The organism is Acinetobacter sp. TGL-Y2 (genome assembly GCF_001612555.1).
Classification (GTDB): Bacteria; Pseudomonadota; Gammaproteobacteria; order Pseudomonadales; family Moraxellaceae; genus Acinetobacter.
The window spans coordinates 2,503,854-2,522,803 of sequence record NZ_CP015110.1 but is presented as its reverse complement, the minus strand read 5'-3'; the positions used below and the strand labels follow the sequence as shown (position 1 = coordinate 2,522,803).

General features: G+C 39.3%; 18 protein-coding genes. 14 read left to right on the top strand and 4 right to left on the bottom strand.

Features of this window, described 5'->3' with window-relative positions:
- Positions 1-122 precede the first annotated feature (122 nt).
- The 3 genes from gltS to AMD27_RS11975 all read left to right on the top strand — a co-directional run bounded on the left by gltS (position 123) and on the right by AMD27_RS11975 (position 3,662).
- Positions 123-1,352, top strand: a complete 1,230-nt coding sequence (gltS, locus tag AMD27_RS11985) for a sodium/glutamate symporter (RefSeq protein ID WP_067660867.1) — start codon at positions 123-125, stop codon at positions 1,350-1,352.
- A 199-nt stretch (positions 1,353-1,551) separates the two neighbouring features.
- A complete protein-coding gene (locus AMD27_RS11980; RefSeq protein WP_067660864.1) occupies positions 1,552-2,538 on the top strand; it encodes a patatin-like phospholipase family protein in 987 nt (328 codons plus the stop codon).
- Between the two features lie 608 nt (positions 2,539-3,146).
- Positions 3,147-3,662 (top strand): acyl-CoA thioesterase, encoded by a 516-nt coding sequence (locus AMD27_RS11975; RefSeq protein WP_067660861.1) that lies wholly within the window; start codon positions 3,147-3,149, stop codon positions 3,660-3,662.
- A 464-nt stretch (positions 3,663-4,126) separates the two neighbouring features.
- On the opposite strand, the gene AMD27_RS11970 is transcribed toward AMD27_RS11975, so the two are convergent.
- Positions 4,127-4,363, bottom strand: coding sequence for a hypothetical protein (locus AMD27_RS11970; RefSeq protein ID WP_067660858.1), 237 nt, complete (start codon positions 4,361-4,363; stop codon positions 4,127-4,129).
- A 669-nt stretch (positions 4,364-5,032) separates the two neighbouring features.
- On the opposite strand from AMD27_RS11970, the gene AMD27_RS11965 reads away from it, so the two are divergent.
- The 8 genes from AMD27_RS11965 (at position 5,033) to sbmA (ending at position 14,092) form a co-directional block, all read left to right on the top strand.
- Entirely contained in the window at positions 5,033-6,034 is a 1,002-nt protein-coding gene (locus AMD27_RS11965; protein ID WP_067660855.1) for a CobW family GTP-binding protein, read from the top strand.
- A gap of 188 nt (positions 6,035-6,222) precedes the next feature.
- Positions 6,223-6,753 (top strand): YaeQ family protein, encoded by a 531-nt coding sequence (locus tag AMD27_RS11960; RefSeq protein WP_067660852.1) that lies wholly within the window; start codon positions 6,223-6,225, stop codon positions 6,751-6,753.
- Between the two features lie 52 nt (positions 6,754-6,805).
- A complete protein-coding gene (locus tag AMD27_RS11955; RefSeq protein ID WP_067660848.1) occupies positions 6,806-7,144 on the top strand; it encodes an FKBP-type peptidyl-prolyl cis-trans isomerase in 339 nt (112 codons plus the stop codon).
- A 466-nt stretch (positions 7,145-7,610) separates the two neighbouring features.
- Positions 7,611-9,623, top strand: coding sequence for a poly-beta-1,6-N-acetyl-D-glucosamine N-deacetylase PgaB (pgaB, locus tag AMD27_RS11950; protein ID WP_067660845.1), 2,013 nt, complete (start codon positions 7,611-7,613; stop codon positions 9,621-9,623).
- Between the two features lie 16 nt (positions 9,624-9,639).
- Positions 9,640-10,905, top strand: coding sequence for a poly-beta-1,6-N-acetyl-D-glucosamine synthase (gene pgaC, locus AMD27_RS11945; protein WP_067660842.1), 1,266 nt, complete (start codon positions 9,640-9,642; stop codon positions 10,903-10,905).
- Positions 10,906-10,922: 17 nt separating this feature from the next.
- Complete coding sequence (gene pgaD / locus AMD27_RS11940; RefSeq protein WP_067660839.1) at positions 10,923-11,339, top strand: poly-beta-1,6-N-acetyl-D-glucosamine biosynthesis protein PgaD; 417 nt, start codon at positions 10,923-10,925, stop codon at positions 11,337-11,339.
- 102 nt (positions 11,340-11,441) lie between these two features.
- Positions 11,442-12,566: an acyltransferase family protein gene (locus AMD27_RS11935; protein ID WP_067660836.1), complete on the top strand. Its 1,125-nt coding sequence runs from the start codon at positions 11,442-11,444 to the stop codon at positions 12,564-12,566.
- Positions 12,567-12,889: 323 nt separating this feature from the next.
- Positions 12,890-14,092 carry a peptide antibiotic transporter SbmA gene (gene sbmA, locus AMD27_RS11930; protein ID WP_067660832.1) on the top strand — a complete coding sequence of 401 codons (1,203 nt, stop codon included), beginning with the start codon at positions 12,890-12,892 and terminating at the stop codon, positions 14,090-14,092.
- Positions 14,093-14,149: 57 nt separating this feature from the next.
- Here the strand turns inward: sbmA and AMD27_RS11925 are convergent, their stop codons facing one another.
- Both AMD27_RS11925 and AMD27_RS11920 read right to left on the bottom strand, forming a co-directional pair.
- Positions 14,150-14,665 carry a chromate transporter gene (locus tag AMD27_RS11925; protein WP_067660830.1) on the bottom strand — a complete coding sequence of 172 codons (516 nt, stop codon included), beginning with the start codon at positions 14,663-14,665 and terminating at the stop codon, positions 14,150-14,152.
- Positions 14,662-15,237, bottom strand: a complete 576-nt coding sequence (locus AMD27_RS11920; RefSeq protein WP_067660828.1) for a chromate transporter — start codon at positions 15,235-15,237, stop codon at positions 14,662-14,664. The genes AMD27_RS11925 and AMD27_RS11920 overlap by 4 nt, the downstream gene beginning before the upstream one ends.
- 121 nt (positions 15,238-15,358) lie before the next feature.
- On the opposite strand from AMD27_RS11920, the gene AMD27_RS11915 reads away from it, so the two are divergent.
- From AMD27_RS11915 to AMD27_RS11905, 3 genes are all read left to right on the top strand, one after another.
- A complete protein-coding gene (locus tag AMD27_RS11915; RefSeq protein ID WP_067660826.1) occupies positions 15,359-16,264 on the top strand; it encodes a LysR family transcriptional regulator in 906 nt (301 codons plus the stop codon).
- A gap of 152 nt (positions 16,265-16,416) precedes the next feature.
- A complete protein-coding gene (locus AMD27_RS11910; protein WP_228140752.1) occupies positions 16,417-16,878 on the top strand; it encodes a hypothetical protein in 462 nt (153 codons plus the stop codon).
- 168 nt (positions 16,879-17,046) lie between these two features.
- Complete coding sequence (locus AMD27_RS11905) at positions 17,047-17,718, top strand: hypothetical protein (protein ID WP_228140663.1); 672 nt, start codon at positions 17,047-17,049, stop codon at positions 17,716-17,718.
- Between the two features lie 156 nt (positions 17,719-17,874).
- Here AMD27_RS11905 and AMD27_RS11900 read toward each other — a convergent pair whose 3' ends face one another.
- Entirely contained in the window at positions 17,875-18,774 is a 900-nt protein-coding gene (locus AMD27_RS11900) for an NADP-dependent oxidoreductase (RefSeq protein ID WP_067660821.1), read from the bottom strand.
- Between the last annotated feature and the right edge of the window lie 176 nt (positions 18,775-18,950).

Genomic DNA, 18,950 nt, shown 5'->3' with positions numbered 1-18,950 from the left:
GCATGCTTTGATGGTATGGCGAATGGAATACCATCAGATATTACGTTGAAGTTTGAAGTTCATATTAGAAAATCAATCTTTTTAATTAAAATAAGCAGAACATTAAATTAGGAAGTTTAATTATGGATTATGTATTAAATCCGACCTATACGTTATTGCTCGCAGTGGTCGTCCTTTATGTAGGGCGTATCCTGAATAAGCATATACCGTTTTTAAATAAATATAATATTCCTGAACCAGTTGCTGGTGGTTTAGTTGGCGCAATTATCTTTTATTTTGCACATCAATTCTTGAGCATGACCATCACGGTGAATAAGCCGATGCAAGATGTGTTTATGTTAATGTTTTTTGCCTCAATCGGTTTAAGTGCAAACTTCGCTAAGCTTAAAGAAGGTGGTCGACCGCTGGTGATCTTTTTACTTGCGATTTCAGTATTTGTATTGATTCAAAATGGCGTGGGTATGGCTGTTGCTTCAATGGTTGGGCTAGATCCATTGATGGGGGTGATTGCAGGTTCTATCGCTTTAGTGGGTGGTTTAGGTACTGCAGGTGCTTGGGGTCCAATTTTCGAAGCAAAATATGGCGTAGAAGGTGCGTTACCGATGGGTATCGCCAGTGCAACCTTTGGTATGGTTGTGGGGGGGCTGATGGGTGGGCCATTAGCGCGCTACCTCATTCGCAAACATAAATTGGCTTCACCTTTAAACCCTGAAGCACGTTTAGAAAGCGATGCAACACCATTAACAGATAAAGAATATGCATTTGAAGCACCGCAAAAGGTCCGTTTAATTACAGCGGATAATGCGATTACCACATTAGGGATGTTTGCTTTTGCACTTGGTTTTGCAGAAGTGATGAAAAACCTTACGATAGGTACAGCATTTGAATTGCCTACATTTGTATGGGCATTGGCCGGTGGTATTTTACTGCGTAATATTTTAGAAACAGGTTTCAAACTCGAAATTTTCGATCGTTCAATTGATGTATTTGGTAATACTGCATTAGCATTATTTTTAGCGATGGCTTTGGTTTCTTTAAAATTATGGCAGTTGGCTGACCTTGCAATTCCAATGATTATTTTGTTGTTGGCACAGTCAATCGCAATGTGGATTTTCGCAGTTTATATTTCATTCCGCGTCATGGGTAAAAACTATGATTCTGCGGTATTGGCATCAGGTTTATGTGGTTTCGGTATGGGGGCAACGCCAAACGCAATTGCAAACATGCAAGCGATTACCAATATGTACGGTCCATCTCACAAAGCGTTCTTGATCGTACCTTTGGTTGGTGCATTCTTTATCGATCTGGTAAACGTGGTCGTGATTCAAGGTATCTTGAAAATCTTTGGTTAATTTAAATTAATCCGAAAAGCCCCAGTTGATCTGGGGCTTTTTTATTGGGTTGATTATCAAAATTATTGACGGGGTATTGAAATGCGCGTGTATTCATAATTCATTCACAAGCCTGCATTTGCCGTAAATATTTCATACAGTATTTCAAGTTCAAGTGTGATTTGATAGTCATCACTTCAACACCATATACATTCAATTTATGAATCTTTTAAAGACGTTCAGCTTATGCTTAAGTTTTACACTGGTTGCCTGTCAACAGATGCCTTTAAAAGCAGAGCAAAGCTTGGTTCACACCCTCAGCGATGCTCGTTCTCAAATTGATTACACCGCTTTTAAAAAGCAGCAGCATAATAAACCTGTGCTGGCTTTGGTTCTAGGCAGTGGTGGTGCGCGTGGATATGCGCATATTGGAGTAATTCAAGTTCTGGAACAAAGAGGGATTAAACCCGACTTTATCGTGGGAACCAGTGCAGGCAGTATTGTAGGTTCGATCTATGCCAGTGGTAAGTCGGCAGCCCAATTAAAGCAAATCGCTTTAGATATGCAAGTGAATGATGTTCGTGAGTTTAACATTGGTTTACAAGGTTTCTTTGACGGTAGCAAGGTTGAAAATTATGTCAATCAACAGGTGAATCAATTGCCCTTAGAGAAAATGAAAATCCCGATGTTTGTGGTCGCCACAGAGCTCAAACAAGGTAACAAGGTCGTATTTAATCAAGGCAGTACAGGTCAGGCGGTACGTGCCTCTATTTCCATTCCGAGTATGTTTATTCCGGTCACGATTGCAGGCACGGAATATGTAGATGGTGGCTTGGTCAGTCCAGTCCCTGTGAATGTTGCACGTGAATTGGGTGCAGATATTGTGATTGCAGTAGATATTTTGGCGCAGCCCGTACACACTGAAACCAGCAATGTATGGGGTATGTTTAACCAGAATATTAATATTATGCAAAACAAATTGGCGGCTGAAGAATTAAAAAATGCAGATATCGTGATTCAACCAGATTTGCGTGAAAAAGCTCATATTTTTGAAGTGAAAGGTCGTCAAATGACGATTGATGCAGGGGCACAGGCAACGATGGAGCAAATAGACAAGATTCAAAATTTAGTGAAGACCAACCCAGTGTATAAACAGATACATTTTTCCGTACAGAATGATGAGATACAGAACAAGGGAATGAAATAGATCAAATCTGTTTGTTGATTCAGTCGCCGTGGTAAAGGCATGAGTCAGTATGTTAAATTTGTCTAGCTATTTGACGATTCAAGCTAAAACCATTTCTTAATTGTAAAATACTTAAAAAGATATTTCTTATAGTTATAAAATATATTATATCATTGGTTTGTGTTTATCATTTGGTATATTTTGAATCCACATAAAAGTATACGTATCCTGAAGATGCGTATAGTAATGCTGATAATCAAAATAATAGTAGGATTTAGAAAATATCTTTATTTCGTGTCGGGCAACAGGTGTATTTGACATCAAATTCAGGAATTACCTTTGAAATTATACATATTAATCTTGATCGAACTTTTGAGATTCAAGTAAAGGGTTCAGATTCAAATATGTTGAAATTTGATCATGTCTCCGCAGAAATGTTGCAGTTGGTGGAGTTAGCTGAGGCTGTGAGTTGTGATTAACTGATCATCATTTTTGGACTTAAGCATTGCAACTTAGATCTGTGATTTAAAAGTAATTAAGATTGCTTAATTCAACATTTTCTATGCAAAATGAAGTTATAATATGCATATAAAATCTCCTGTCTTAATCATATTTGAGTCTACAGCTTTATGTCTTCATTTGATCAAGTGCCACCACTTGCTGACGATCAGTCAGAATTAACGATGTCTGTATTAATGACGCCTGATATGGCCAATTTCTCAGGAAATGTCCATGGTGGAACAATTTTAAAATTGCTCGATCAAGTGGCTTATGCGTGTGCGAGTCGTTATTCGGGATCCTATGTGGTGACGTTGTCTGTAGATAAAGTGAATTTTAAAGAGCCGATTCATGTCGGCGAATTGGTGACTTTTCTTGCCAGTGTGAACCATGTGGGGCGCACTTCAATGGAAATTGGTATTCGCGTTGAAGCGCAAAATATTCAAAAGCGTACAGTGCGCCATACCAACAGCTGTTATTTCACCATGGTGGCCGTAGATGAAAATGGCAAACCTAAACAAATTCCAGCTTTAAACTTAGACAATGATTGGAAACGTTGCCGCTTTGAAGCAGCCGAGCATCGTAAAATTGCCCGTTTAAATGAAAATCATCATCCTTCATGCAGCATTTATAAAAAGTCGGTTTAGACTATTTTTTAGAAGATGATAAAAAGATCGCAATAGCGGTCTTTTTTAATGTCTAAAGATTAGACCTCTTTCATAAGTTAAAAATGATCATGAATGGGTATTTGAATGACCCATGAAAGTTCCTTCTCCCTCTAAAATCAACAAATTCTCTATAAGAAGCCTCTACCTAGGCCTCTTCTTATAGAGCAACTAACTTGCCTTTTGAATTTTATATGTGAGTTATCATTCACTTATATAAAATACTGTTTTTTGTCCATATTATTATGTCGCTATTTTTAATGGAAAAGCAAAAGAGGTCAAAAAGACTCTCGTTTAGCTGCGATGTATTTCATTTGAAAATTTAAAAGACACGCATAAAAAAATAGAGCCATAGCAGGGCTCTATTTTTAGACATTAAAAGTGACATGAAAAATGAGATGTTAGATCGCTTTCAATGACTTAATTTGAATGTTCATATAACAGCATTATTGTGCTGGTTGAACCGTCGTTGGTGTGCTTGAAGAAGATTCATCCGCCGCAGCTTCAGTCGCTGGTTGTGTGGTAGTGGGTTGTCCTACTGCAGAAGTTTCAGCATTAACAGGTTGCTCTTGAGAAGACGTGATCACCTGATGATCTTTTTTCTCTTCTTTGCTTGTTGCAGCAAATGTTGAAAAAGCACTGAGCGCAAGAGTTGTTGCAAGTAATGTTTTAACTAAATTCATGAGATGGCATCCTTTTTCATTAAATGATGGGTTGATCATTTTCTTTAGAATATTTTCAGTAGCAATTGAACATATTTTAAAAATCGTTAAACAACCCTGAACTAAAAATTGAATTAAACATAAAATCTGAATGCATGTAGCAAATAAGCAAACAGAGACAACGAAAATCATGCTAAAGCCAGATGGTTGTGGGAGCAACCTTATCAACAAAGCGAAACAGTCTGAGTTACGTAATCTGAACAAAGCATAACTTTATGTTTAAATTATGTGAAAAAAGTATAGGTTTTAGACCTTTGAAGTGTATGCAAATATGTCGATTTGACTGAAATTCAATCGATAAAGTTACCAAGTGAAAACAATACAGGTGTAAGGAGTCATAAATTACGATTGGAGTTGTGAATCTTTATAGATAAGTTCATTGAGATACTAGATAAGTAAATCTGTACCTTCATGAGAGCTGAACTAAGAATACTCTGCTTGGAATAATGTTATTGATATAGATATAAATGACTTAGAATTTTTGATGCAGCCAATAGGTTAAAGCATTGCTTAAAATATCTATTGATCTTGTTTTTAAGCGCTGAACATTTAACAATAGGCTAGAACGCGTTTAGTTCTACTCAATTCGGTCGATCAATTGCATCCATTGCTGCTTCGAGAGCCATTATTTTGAAATTAGTTGCTTCACAACCTGTCAAAACTCACATTATTTCTGGCTTTTTAGGGGCGGGGAAAACCACTTTACTTAAAGCATTATTGAGTCAAAAACCAGAGCATGAGGTTTGGGCTGTGCTGATGAATGAGTTTGGGCAAATAGGCATTGATCAGCAGCTCTTGCCAAGCTCAAGTGGTTATGAAGTCAAAGAGTTGCTCGGGGGCTGTTTATGTTGTAGCAGTCAGTTGCCCATGCAAATTGCTTTGTCACGTTTATTGGCTGAGGTAGAGCCTGATCGATTATTCATTGAACCTACAGGTTTGGGGCATCCTGCGCAGTTGCTCGAACAATTGACTGAACCGCATTGGCAGATGAGTATTGCTATGCGCAGTTTAGTGACCGTGGTCGATGGTTCTAGATTGAGCGATCAAGGTTGGACCAGTCAGCATTTATATGCAGATCAATTAAAAGCGGCACAGACTGTAGTAATCTCGCATGTGGACTTGATGACTGAGGCGGATGAGCTTGCATTAAAACATTTAAAGCAAGAGTACCAAGCCTATGCGCAAAACTGGTTATTTGCAGTACAAGGTCAAATCGAGATGTCACAGCTTGATCAGGCTTATAGCGGTACAACACGTAAAATTCAGCCGCTGTTGAAAATTCAAAAAACATTGCTTGATCATGAATCAGTTCAGATTAAACAGTTGCCATATCACTATATAGAAACAGCACAATGTTATAGCGTTGCGGGTTGGAAATTTCCCAAACGTTGGCAGTTTCATTTTTTAGATTTGCTCGATTTACTCTGTGAACAGCAAAACTGGCTTCGTATCAAAGCAATTTTTAATACCAACCAAGGTTGGCAAACCTTTAACTTCAATCCCGAACAATTTAATTATATCGGTGTTGAAGAAAATATCGATAACCGTATAGAAATCATTTATCAGTCGGAACGTGATTGGCAAAATTTCGAAAGCCAGTTGCTGGCTTGTCGTATGGATACTGAAGCTTAAATTTTTTATTTTGAAATCAAGATCATTTATATTTCCCACAAGTTTTCAATTCAAGAACATCATCGTGTTCAATGGAAACCAGATATTGATATTAAGCGAAATAGGGTGGGGTCAAATTTATAGATTTTGTCTTTAGAGCATTGCTTGAAAATCGAGTATGCTAGGCAGCAAATTTGAGGACACTTTCTATGGCGTTAAAAGCGACAATTTACAAGGCAGATTTAAACATTGCCAATATGGATGTACACCAATATGGTGACTACCAATTTACGATGGCACTTCATCCATCTGAGACCATTGAGCGGTTAATGGTTCGCGTCCTTGCCTATGCTCGCTTTGCCGATGAACGTTTAGAATTTACCAAAGATCTTTTTGAAACGGATGAGCCTGCACTTTGGCAAAAAGACTTAACCGGTCAGCTGGAAAAGTGGATTGAAGTGGGAAGTCCAGATGAGGACAAAGTTAAAAAAGCCAGTGCTCGCTGTAAACAAGTAGTAGTCATCACTTATGGCTCAAGCGTAGATGAGTGGTACAAGCGCAACAGTAAGTTGAAAACCTTGAAAAATGTTCAAGTGTTGCAACTGACTGAAAAAAGCACAGCTGAAATTCAAGGCTTGTGTGAACGCACCATGCAGTTGCAGTTGAATATTATGGATGGCGAATGGACTTTGATTTCAGATCAAGGACAAGCAGAGATTGAGTGGATTCAGTTACAATAAGTTCGGCAGTTGAACCTGATTGTAGATAAACGTTGAAGTCGCGGAGTTGAATATGAGCGCAGAATTAGAAATTATTGATTTAAAATTGGGTGAGGGTAAGGAAGCCGTGAAAGGTGCTTTGATTACCACGCATTACACGGGGTGGCTTGAAGATGGGACGAAGTTCGATTCTTCAATCGATCGTGGCAGCTACTTTGAAACCGTCATTGGTACTGGCCGTGTGATTAAGGGTTGGGATCAGGGCATTATGGGAATGAAAGTCGGTGGTAAGCGCAAACTGATGGTGCCTTCTCATTTGGCGTATGGCGAGCGTAAAATGGGTAAAGTGATTCCAGCACACTCAAATTTAGTGTTTGAAATTGAGTTATTTGATGTGAAGACGCGTGATTAAGCGGTCATCATTTTGATGATATGATTCTGAATGTAAAATTGTGATCTAAAAAAGCGCTCATGATGAGTGCTTTTTTATGGCCAAAAAATAAATAGATCTATAAATTCTGTGCAGATTGAGTGGATCATCGTTGATTTAGGTGTGATAGATCATAATATGTCTACCTATACACAGGAAATGACGATTCAGCGATAAAGTCGCCAAAAAACCTTATGAATATGAAGATTGTACCGTGTTAATGTCACAATTCTTCACAGAATATATGTTTGAATAGTGTTCTAATATTCCACTTGTTTATTCTACTTTGAATAACGTTTTTATCTCCTTTATCATCATTTCGTTATATTGCCATTTCTAGCCTTTTGATACTGTTCATTATTTTTAATATTGAGTTGTGTTTTTTGACCACAATTTAAATAGAACGGCAGGTCGTTACACCTGTGTAAATGGCGATAGGATTTATATTATGACATCTCATTTTTTAAAGCTCAGCGTCATGATCGCAATGACATGCGTGGGAGCTGGCTTAAATTCGGTCGCGATGGCACAAGATAAATCTCAATTGCAATTGACTCAAACCAACAGCGAAAATTTGACGGTTCTGTCCTACCATGAAGTAGTTGATACAAAAAATACGCTTATTCCTAAATATGCAGTTACAACGAATCAGTTTGAAACGCATTTGGATTGGCTGCAAAAAAATGGCTACCACTTTGTCAGTGTAGATCAGGTTTTAGCAGCACAAAAAGGCAAGAAAGCGCTGTCTGAGAAGTCTGTATTACTCACTTTTGATGATGGCTATCAATCGTTTTACCATACGGTATATCCGATTCTTCAGCAGCGTAAAATTCCAGTTTTACTTTCAATTGTCGGTGCATGGTTAGCGCCTAAGCCTGAGCAAAAGATTCAATTTGGTGACGCTGAAATTTCTCGCGAGCAGATGCTCAGTTGGCAACAGCTGAAAGAAATGCAAAAGAGCAGCTTAGTGGAGGTGGGCAGTCATAGTTATGATTTACATCATGGCATTGTGGGGAATCCGCAAGGCAATACCCAACCCGCAGCAACCACACGTTTGTATCAAGCATCGACCCAAAAATATGAATCAGACCGTGATTATACACAGCGTATTCAACAGGATTTGATTAAAAATAAACAACTGTTTAAGAAAAATGGTATTCAAGCCCCACGTGTGATGGTGTGGCCTTATGGTCGTTATAACCAGCAAACGGTGAAACTGGCACAGCAAGCCGGTATGCCAATCAGTTTAAGTCTAGATGATATTGCTACTCAAAAAAATAGCCCAGCTGGACAGATAAATCGAATTTTGATTCAAAGTGATACAGATACTGTACAGCTCAAAAAAGAGATCGAATCTCGGCAAAAGCAGTGGTCAGATCAGCATCGTCCACAAAAAATCATGCATGTGGATTTGGACTATATTTATGATCCAAATCCAGTTCAGCAAGAGCGTAACTTAAGTATATTGTTAGACCGTATTGAAGCGATGAATGTAAATACTGTGTATTTGCAGGCATTCTCCGACCCAGATGGCAATGGCTCAGCAGATTTGGTGTATTTCCCTAACCGTTATATTCCAATGCGTACAGATTTATTTAACCGCGTCAGTTGGCAAATTCAAACCCGCACCCAAGTGAGCCGTGTTTACGCTTGGATGCCTGTTTATGCATGGGAATTGCCAAAAAACAACCCCGTCTCAAAAGATATCGTGGTAACGCAGCAAGCAGTTAAAGCTAAGCATTTAAATATGGGGTATCACCGTTTAAGTCCCTATTCAAAACCTGCACAAAATGTAATTAAAGGCATTTATCAAGATCTTGCCAAATCATCTTCATTTAATGGCATTATTTTCCATGATGATGCGACCCTGTCGGACTATGAGGATGCCAGTGTCGATGCTTTGCAGGCTTATCGAAAACAGGGGCTGTCAACCTCATTGGCGGAAATTCGTGCCGATGAGAAAAAGTTACAGCGCTGGACAGCCTTTAAGACTCAAACGATTGATGACTTTGCATTAGAGCTGGCAGATGAGGTTCGTCATTATCAGCCATTTCTAATGACAGCACGTAATTTATATGCACAAGTGGCGTTGTCTGCCTATGCGGAAAATTGGTATGCGCAGTCTTTAGAGCGTTCTTTAGAAAACTATGACTTTACTGCGATTATGGCCATGCCTTACATGGAGCAGGTCGAAAATCCAGAGCAGTTTTTTAAAGACTTAGTATCGCGTGTTGAAAAATACCCCAATGGTTTAAAGAAAACCGTATTTGAGATTCAGGCAATCGATTGGCGCAAAAATGAAAAAGTGTCTTCTGAAGAAATGGCAGAGACTTTTAAATCCTTATATGCACAAGGTGCGTTCCATGTCGGTTACTACCCAGACAATCCGATTGAAGACCATCCAAACCCCAAAACACTAAAAGCTGTTTTTGATACGCAATCTTCTGATTTGGTTCCTTGAGGCATATGATCGCATAATGGAAACTTTTCAAGAATTTTGGCAATCTATTTTAAATTTTATCTTTTATTATCCGCTGTTTATGTCGTATTTGTGGATGATCGGGGCATTGATTTTTTGCATACGTGAACGTAAAGAACCTGCCTATGATAGACCACCGAGTTTAAGCGAATATCCATGGGTGGCGGTGCTGATTCCCTGCTTCAATGAAGGGGACAATGCCGAAGAGACAGTCGGTCAGGCCTTGGCGCTACACTATCCGAACTTTGAAGTGATCGCAATTAACGACGGCAGTTCCGACCATACCGCTGATGTATTGAACCGTATGGCAGCCCAGTATCCAAAATTACGGGTGGTGCATTTGGCAGAGAACCAAGGCAAAGCAGTGGCACTGCAAGCGGGCAGTTTAATGACTGAAGCTGAATATTTGCTGGGGATTGATGGTGACGCGCTGTTAGATCCCCATGCTGCACAGTGGATGATTCGACATTTTCAAAAACACCCGACGGTGGCTGCGGTCACCGGGAACCCACGTATACGCAATCGTTCAACTTTGTTGGGACGAGTGCAAGTCGGTGAGTTTTCATCGATTATTGGCATGATTAAACGTGCACAGCGTACGTTTGGGCGTTTGTTTACCGTCTCTGGCGCGGTGACTGCTTTTCGTAAAAGTGCTGTGCATGAGGTGGGGTATTGGTCACCCAACATGCTGACTGAAGATATCGATATCTCTTGGAAGTTACAGCGTGCAGGTTGGGACATTGAATTTGAACCGAATGCAATTGTTTGGGTGTTGATGCCTGAAACGCTTCATGGACTGTGGAAACAGCGTTTGCGCTGGGCGATGGGTGGGGCGCAGGTACTGACCAAAAATATAGATGTATTGTTTAAACCCAAATTGAATTTTTTGTGGCCATTGTTGTTAGAGATGAGCCTGACCTTGCTGTGGTCATATTTAATGTTATTTATCGTGATTCTTTGGGTGGTCAGCTGGTTGCTTCCAGTCATGGGCTTGCCTGAAGTCAGTTCACCTTTTTTGCCCTATGGCACGGGTATTTTTATCGGGGCGACTTGTCTGTTTCAGTTTGCAATTAGCATGTGGATGGACAGTCGGTATGAAAAAGGGCTAGCAAAAAACTATTTTTGGATGATTTGGTATCCGTTCCTGTTTTGGATCATTACTGTCTCAGCCACGATCGTTGCCATGCCAAAAGTATTGTCCAGACAGTCAGAAAAACGCGCGCGCTGGGTTAGCCCAGATCGTGGTATTCGTGAAGACGTCTAGGGCGTAGAGAAAATATTGTGAACATTCAATCTATCATTATTGATATTCGACATCAATTGCCGTGGCAAAAACGCTATTTAACCAATACCAGTACCTTTATGTTATGGGGCGCATGGTTGTTGTTGTGGGAACCACTCATGATGTGCTTAGGCATATTGGATCAGCATCATGACCATGATTTAGTCGATCAAATTTTGCGGGTGTTTTTTAGGGTACTGGAAAATGGTTTTATTGCCATCTTGGCCTGTGCTCTAATGCTGTGGTTATGGAGTAATTTTATTCCCGCCACATCTGTGAAATATGCGCAAGTCAAAGGTATTCAAGACTATGCTAGCCATTTTAACTTGCCCGCTGAACAGATCCATGGCTCCCGCGTGAAAAAGGTAGTGACAGTACACCACAATGCATCGGGTCAAATTGTGAAAATAGAATGATGCACCACTCTCAAAATCAAGAATTTTTTTTCTTGGTGCAATACAAGTGCTTACTAAATCTATCCAAGAGATTCGTTAAGCAGACAGGGAAACATAGGCGTAATGGTTAAATTAAATTCTGCTGAAAGTATTCGGGGTTTAGCATGTTTGGCGGTGGTGTTCTCTCATTTAAGCTTAAGTTTCTTTCCTTATTTGCATCATTTTGATGCCACTGAAAGCACAGACTCAGCGCTCCTATATTTTATTCACCATTCGCCGTTTGCCTTTTGGTATTCAGGCACGGCTGCGGTGTTCTTATTTTTTGTACTGAGCGGTTTTGTGCTCTCTTATGCAATTTTAAGAAAGCCCGATCAGATTAAGCCCAAAATCAAAAGTATGCTGATCAAGCGTTATCCACGTTTGGCGATACCTGCTGTGGTCTCGTGTTTGCTCATTTGGCTGATCTTTCAAGTGGTTTATGTGGATAGCAGTCAAGCCAATGGGTGGTTACAAGCCTATGTGACTCAAGAGATAAGTTTGCAACATGCACTTTATGAAGGCTTGATTGGTTCATTTTTCTTTGCTGAGAGTGATACTAACTGGGTACTCTGGACCATGCATATTGAGCTGTTTGGCTCGTTGGTGCTGTTTTTACTGTTGTATCTGTATCGAGTGAAGCGCATGTTGTTTTTTATTGGCTCTTTAGTGTTGCCTGCGCTGGCTTTTTATCTCAAAGGCGAAGGGTTTTTTCTGGGTATTTCTAGTTTTGTGATTGGGGTTTATGTTTATCTGTATGCCAAAACACTGCCGTATGCTGCCGCTATCTTACTATTTTTATTCGGTTTATATTTGGCAGGCGCACACAATAGCAGTTGGTCGTACCAATGGATTTATGCTCTTTTAGGTGAACGCACCTATGAATATGGCAACTTCTTTGGCGGCGTTTTCATTGTCTATAGTATTTTAATGAGTCCAAAACTTTCAAAGCAATTTGATCATCAAGTACTGGTTTGGTTGGGTAAATTATCCTTCTCCATTTATTTATTACATTTGATTGTGCTGTATGTGATTGGCTTGCCTATTTTTAATTATTTATTAAGTGTAGGTGTAGATTATGCATATGCTGTCATAGTTGCCTCTATTGGATTTATTGGCTTTACTTTATGGGTATCTGAATATTTCAGTCGTTGGGTCGATCAATTTTCAATTCGTGTCAGTCAGCGACTGGCTTCAAAAATTTTGGATTAAGCTGTTCTCACGATAAGAGTTAACTTGAGCTTGGGTCTTGTAAGAGCAGCTTAAATCTTCATCATCGGTTGATTGTTTTGAGCTATAGGATTTGATTCGTTTTAAATTTAAGTAGTCAAAGGATGCGCTCCATTCATCCGATTTAGTATGGATGGTGATATGGAAAATGGAGCTTTAAAAAAGCATCTGTGGCATAAACAAACGTAGTATTGAAATAACAAATATTTTCTAAAAAATAAAGATCAGTGATCTATTTAAGATTAATATGCAGAAAATCTCATTCAAATCATTTTAGTAAAACCTATTCGGGATAAACCTAAGCGATGTTTAAGTCATTTTTCCCCAATCCCAAGTGGTTTTTTTCCTCCTTGGTGCTTTGGTTTGTATTCAATGTATTGTTGTGGAACTTTGCCGGTGGAAAAGAGTGGGGCACGCTATTGGGCTTCGCTCAAGGCTATGCCGATGCTGAACTTCCAATTGGTGTCAGTCGATTTTGGGCGCCATCCTTCTTGTGGTTTTATGTTTGGTTCTTTGTTGCCACCATCATTTTTGCTTTGTTTTGGAAATGGCGTTCAAATAACCCATGGCAAGCATGGTCGGTTTGGGGCTCGGCGTTTATTCTGTTTAATATCTGGTTTGCCGTACAGGTTAACGTCGTGGTCAACGCATGGTACAGCCCGTTTTATGACTTAATTCAGAAAATGCTCAGTAATGGTGGTGGTGACGTGGGCTTGCTGTATAGCGGTTCAATGACCTTTTTATATGTGGCCATGGTCTATGTCACTATTGCAGTATTTAATCTGTTCTTTGTGAGCCATTATGTGTTCCGCTGGCGCACCGCAATGAATGATTATTACACCGCACATTGGGAGCAATTACGTCATATTGAAGGTGCGTCACAACGTATTCAAGAAGACACCATGCGCTTTGCCAAAACCACAGAAACTTTGGGTGTGAGTTTTATTCAAGCCTTGATGACGCTGATGGCATTTTTACCCGTACTGTTTCAGTTGTCTGTGCATGTCAAATCTTTGCCTATAGTGGGGGAGATTCCGCATGCCCTGATGTGGGCGGCGATCAGTTGGGCGGTACTGGGTACAGTCGTGCTGATGCTGGTAGGCTATAAATTGCCGGGGCTTGAGTTTAATAATCAGCGTGTCGAAGCGGCTTATCGTAAAGAGCTGGTCTATGGCGAAGATCACCATGAACGAGCAGATCCACTCACCTTAAAAGACTTGTTTAGCAAAGTACGTTTAAATTATTTCCGTTTATATTTCCATTATGCTTATTTCAATATGGTGCGGATTTGGTATATGCAACTTGATAATCTCTATGGTTTATTTGTGCTGTTTCCAAGCATTGCGGCAGGTACGATTACCTTGGGTCTCATGATGCAGATTGGCAACGTGTTCAGCAAAGTCCGTGAGTCTTTTCAATATTTAATTGAGTCTTGGCCGACCATTATTGAATTGCTTTCTATTTATAAACGTCTTAAAGCCTTTGAATCGGTTTTAGACGACAAATAAATTATTGAATAAATCGTTATAAAAAACCCGTAATTTACGGGTTTTTTAGGATGAATTTTATAAATAAAGTGCAGCAGAAATTGCGCCAAAAGCCATCACCCAAAGAGGATGTATCTTATTACTTAAACTGAGTAAAGTCGCAATAATCACAATACCAACAAGAAATCCATTATGCGCTGAAGCATCTGCAATGATAAAAGCACTCACGAGGACTAAGCCGACTGTAATCGGTTTTAAAGCCTTTTCAAAACGACTGCGTAACGGATGATTTTCAAACTGATTCCAAAACTTTAGTACAAATATGGTAATGATGGAAGATGGTCCAAACTTAGCGAAAGAGGTGGTGAGTAAGCCCATAGGGCCCGCAACATGCCAACCCACTAATGGGACAATCATCATGTTTGGACCCGGTGCAGCCTGAGCCATGGCAAACATAGCACTAAATTCTGTTGCAGTTAACCAATGGTGAACCTCTACAACTTGGCGTTGCATTTCGGGCAATATGGCATTTCCTCCACCAAAAGCAAGTAAAGAAAGTTGAGTAAAAACAATTGCAAGTGTAAGTAAAATCATGAACTTTTAGCCCCTTTGTTTACCGAAATAACCAACATGTTGATTGTCATGAGAATGATTAGTGTCAGTGCCAAAGGTATTTTTATGACCAGCATGAATATAAAGATCATAAAAATGGTGAATGCTGTTAAATAACTTTTCATAATAGGTTTGAGCATTTTTAAACCCATCGCAAACAGTAAACCTGCAGCTGCTGCAGCCAAACCTTCAATCATATGTTTAATGGTTGGAATGTTTTGAAATTGTGCATACAGTTCATACAGTAAAATAACAATTACAGTAGGGGCAAAAATCAGCCCTAAAACTGAACTTATGGATCCTTTTAAACCATGAAATTTGTATCCTATAGCGACAGCCATATTAATAATATTACCGCCAGGTAAAATTTGGCATACACCTAACAAATCAGTGAAATCCTCATTGGTCAGCCATTTTCGATCTTCAACAACCATTTGATGAGCGAGGGGCAGAACCCCGCCAAAACCTATTAGTCCAAGCTTCATAAATCCTGTAAATAATTCCTTATTATTTGGATGAATCTCTTGTACGAAAGGAATCACTTCAGTATTCATGTCTTGCCCCTTTATATTTGATGAGGCAATTATGCGCTTGTAGAATTATGATGAAAAATGCTATTTTTGCTCCTAGGTATACTTAAAAAGTATAGGTGTGGATTGAAGTCGAGTAGATTTTATAATGGACATTCATAAGCTAAAAGCATTTGTTGCTGTAATTGAAGAAAGTAATATTTCAAGGGCGGCGATACGCTTAAATATGCAACAACCGCCACTTACACGTATGATTAAAAGCTTAGAAGTGGAATTAAATGCGGAGTTATTAACACGGTTACCACGAGGTGTGGAAGCAACAGAAGCGGGGAAAGCATTGTATCAAGAAGCTTTGACCATTTTGGCGCATGCTCAAGCAATTCCGAAACGCGTACAAAATATCGCACAAGGAATGGAGGGTCAGATTAATTTTGGCTTTACCAACTCAGTGGGTTTGCATTCATTTTTACCTACATTATTGAGGCGCTTTCGAGAGCAATTTCCCGCTGTATCTATTCATTTGGAAGAAGATGGGAGCAGTTCTTTAATAGATTCAATTCTTAATGAAAAAAATGACATTGTATTTTTACGAAAACCTGCACCCATAAGCTTGGGCTTAACAAGTCTACATGTACTAGATGAACCATTAATTGTCGCCTTGCCAAATAACCATCCTTTAGCAACAAAAAAGGATAAGATTCATTTATTAGACTTGGAATCCTTTGATTTCGTGTTGTATAGGCGTTTAGCAGGGCAAGATTTATTTGATAATATTTTGGCAAATTGTTATTCGGCAGGTTTTAGTCCAAATATTGTACAAAAAGCACCGCGTTTAACATCGAGCTTAAATTTAATTGCTGCGGGTATTGGTTTGTCTATAGTGCCTGAATCGATTAAAAATTTTTGGAATAACCAAATTGTATATAAAGCACTAAAAGCAGATACACCGTGCATTGCCCCTATTTATGCAGTCTATAAAAATGATCGTTCAAATATAAGGTTAACGCATGTTTTGTCTTTACTTAAGTCGTTGGAAATCTGCACATATTAAAACGAGATGTGCTTACATCGTCAGTCATAATAGATATTCAAATCAGCTTTGTGATACAAAGAATTTATAAATTTATTGGAATTAAAAGAATGTCATATCCATTTTTAAAAAAGATTCATGCAACAATTTCTCGTGTAGCTGTTCCTGCTTGTATGGCAGTTGTTTTATGCGGAACAGCACAAATGACCATGGCCAGTCCAACCGTAGATCAGCTGAGTGATTGTTTGGTGAAGTCGACCACTGCAACCGATAAAACCGCAGTACTGCAATGGACTTTTTCAGCACTGTCGACACATCCAGATTTGAAAGCGCTGAGCAATGTGACCGATGCACAAAGAACCCAGTTGGATCAGAAGTTTGCTCAGGTGCTTCAGCGCGTGATTGTAGAGCAATGTGCGGCGCAGACCAAAGCCGTGATTCAGACGGATGGCCTGCAAGCGGTCGGGGATAGTTTTCAAGCGCTCGGACGCACCACAGGTGAAGAAATTATTCAAAACCCTGAAGTGAAACAGCAATTGAAAGGTGTGATTCGTTATGTGGATTTGAATAAGTTGGTGACGACTTTTTTAACGCCTGATCTTTTTAATAAGTTAGGGATAGTGAGAGATAAGTAATCAATTTTAAATTCTTAAAGCATCTGGTGGTTGATGGTTATTTTGCTTTTTATGTTAAAAATATGATTGAAATCACATTAAAGAGCTCGACTTTTAAAGTCGAACTCTTATAATTTGCATGTTTATATTAATAAATATTTCACTCATAAAATATTAAAAAGGTTAATAATGAAAAAACGATTTCTGATTGGAGCCTTGATTACCGTCGTAGGATTTACAGGTTGTGCAAGTACTCAAGAAATTTCACAAACTACAGGCCAATCACTGAAACAATTAAATGCTAGCTCGATTGTTATTTCGAAGCGGAAAGCACCAGATTTTCTAGCAACTACAGCAATGAATGTGCAGTTTGGAATGATCGGTGTGGCTCAACAGGTGTCTGCAGGTAATAAAAAAATTAAAGAAAATAGTGTGGAAGATCCTGCAGGTTATATCGCGAATGTATTGGCGACTGAACTGGGGCAAGCCCTTGGTATTAATACGATAATGTCTACTTCATCTGTAACAGAATCGACTAAAGTAAATGAACTTTCTGAGCAATATAAAGATGCTGATTTGTTGGTTGATGTTCAGACCGTTGGATGGCAGTCCATATATTACAATACAGATTGGAATAATTATCGTGTCATCTATAACAGTGTTTTTAGGTTAATCGACACCAAGAAAAAAACGGTTCTATTACAAAGTAAATGTTCAAAAAATCAAGATGATAAAGAAAATGCACCTTCTTATGATCAGTTATTTGAAAATAATGCCGCGGTATTGAAATCAAGTTTAAAAGCACATGCGGACGCATGTATTTCTGATTTTAAAACCAAAATGTTAAACTCAGCCTCTTAGTAAAGCCTGCTAAGTACATTATTTTAAAAAATGTAAAGCGTAAACATACGATAAGAGAATTATGTAATTGAAGATGAGTGAAACTTTATTTTTCACTCGTCTTTATATTTCAGAGTTTACGAAATTCTGATATTAAATTCCGAAATAAGTTAAAACTTATTCAAAAACTAAAACACTTTTACCTTGAGTGTGTCCGTCTAAAATATCGCTATAGGCTTGTTGTGCTTGCTCAAATGGATATTCCCGACTCACTGACCATTTGATTTTACCTTCAGCTACGCCATCGACGACATGTTGCAAATTTGCAGGGTTGCGTTTGACCCAAACAGGTTTGATTTTGTCAGAGGATAGCTTACGACCCGCAATGGTTGCCATAAATCCGCCTGCTTTTATTGTTGCAAGTGACGCTTGAGTGGCATCTTCATGTCCACTCATATCAATAGAGACATCGAAAGGTTTTGGATGAATTTCTTTTAAGCGTTCCGTTAAGCCTTCGCCATACACGACTGGCGTTGCACCTAAGTCACGAATGTAATCTTGGTTTTTGGCTGATGCTGTAGCAACCACCTCAATCCCTTGATTCACTGCCAATTGAATCAAAACGGAACCGACACCACCTGAACCGCCGTGGATGAGGAGTGACTGTGCAGGACCCATTTCATCGAGTATGGTCATGGCTGTTTGTGCAACACCTGCGAGCGTTCCTGCCACGTTCCAGTCGATATTCTTTGGTTTTTTGATGAGGTTCTCTAAAGGCACATCAATGATTGTGGCATGGGTGAATGCACCACCTGAACCTAAAACTTCATCACCGACTTTCCATGTGCTGTTGTTAGATACTTCGACAATTACGCCTGCATACTCTGTACCAAAGGTTTGTGGAAGGGCAGCATGTTTGAATTCGCCTGTCATACGGCGTGCATCAATCGGGTTAATCCCTGCGGCTTTGACTTGGATGCGTGCCATGCCAGATGCAAGTTGTGGAAGTGCGTGAGCTTCAAGTTCGAGGACCTCTGATGGTCCGTATGCATGTGCAAGGAGTACTTTAGTATTCATGTCTTTTGCCTAGTTTTATGTATGAGCTGATTATAGGAAGGCAAAAAGAGGGACTACAGTGCTAAAAATGGGACAGTGTTTTCTGAAGGTTTTATATTTATTTTAAGGATGCCTCTCCCTTACCATCTCTTAGAAGGAGAGGAAGTGTTTATTACAAAATATGTTACAGCATCTAT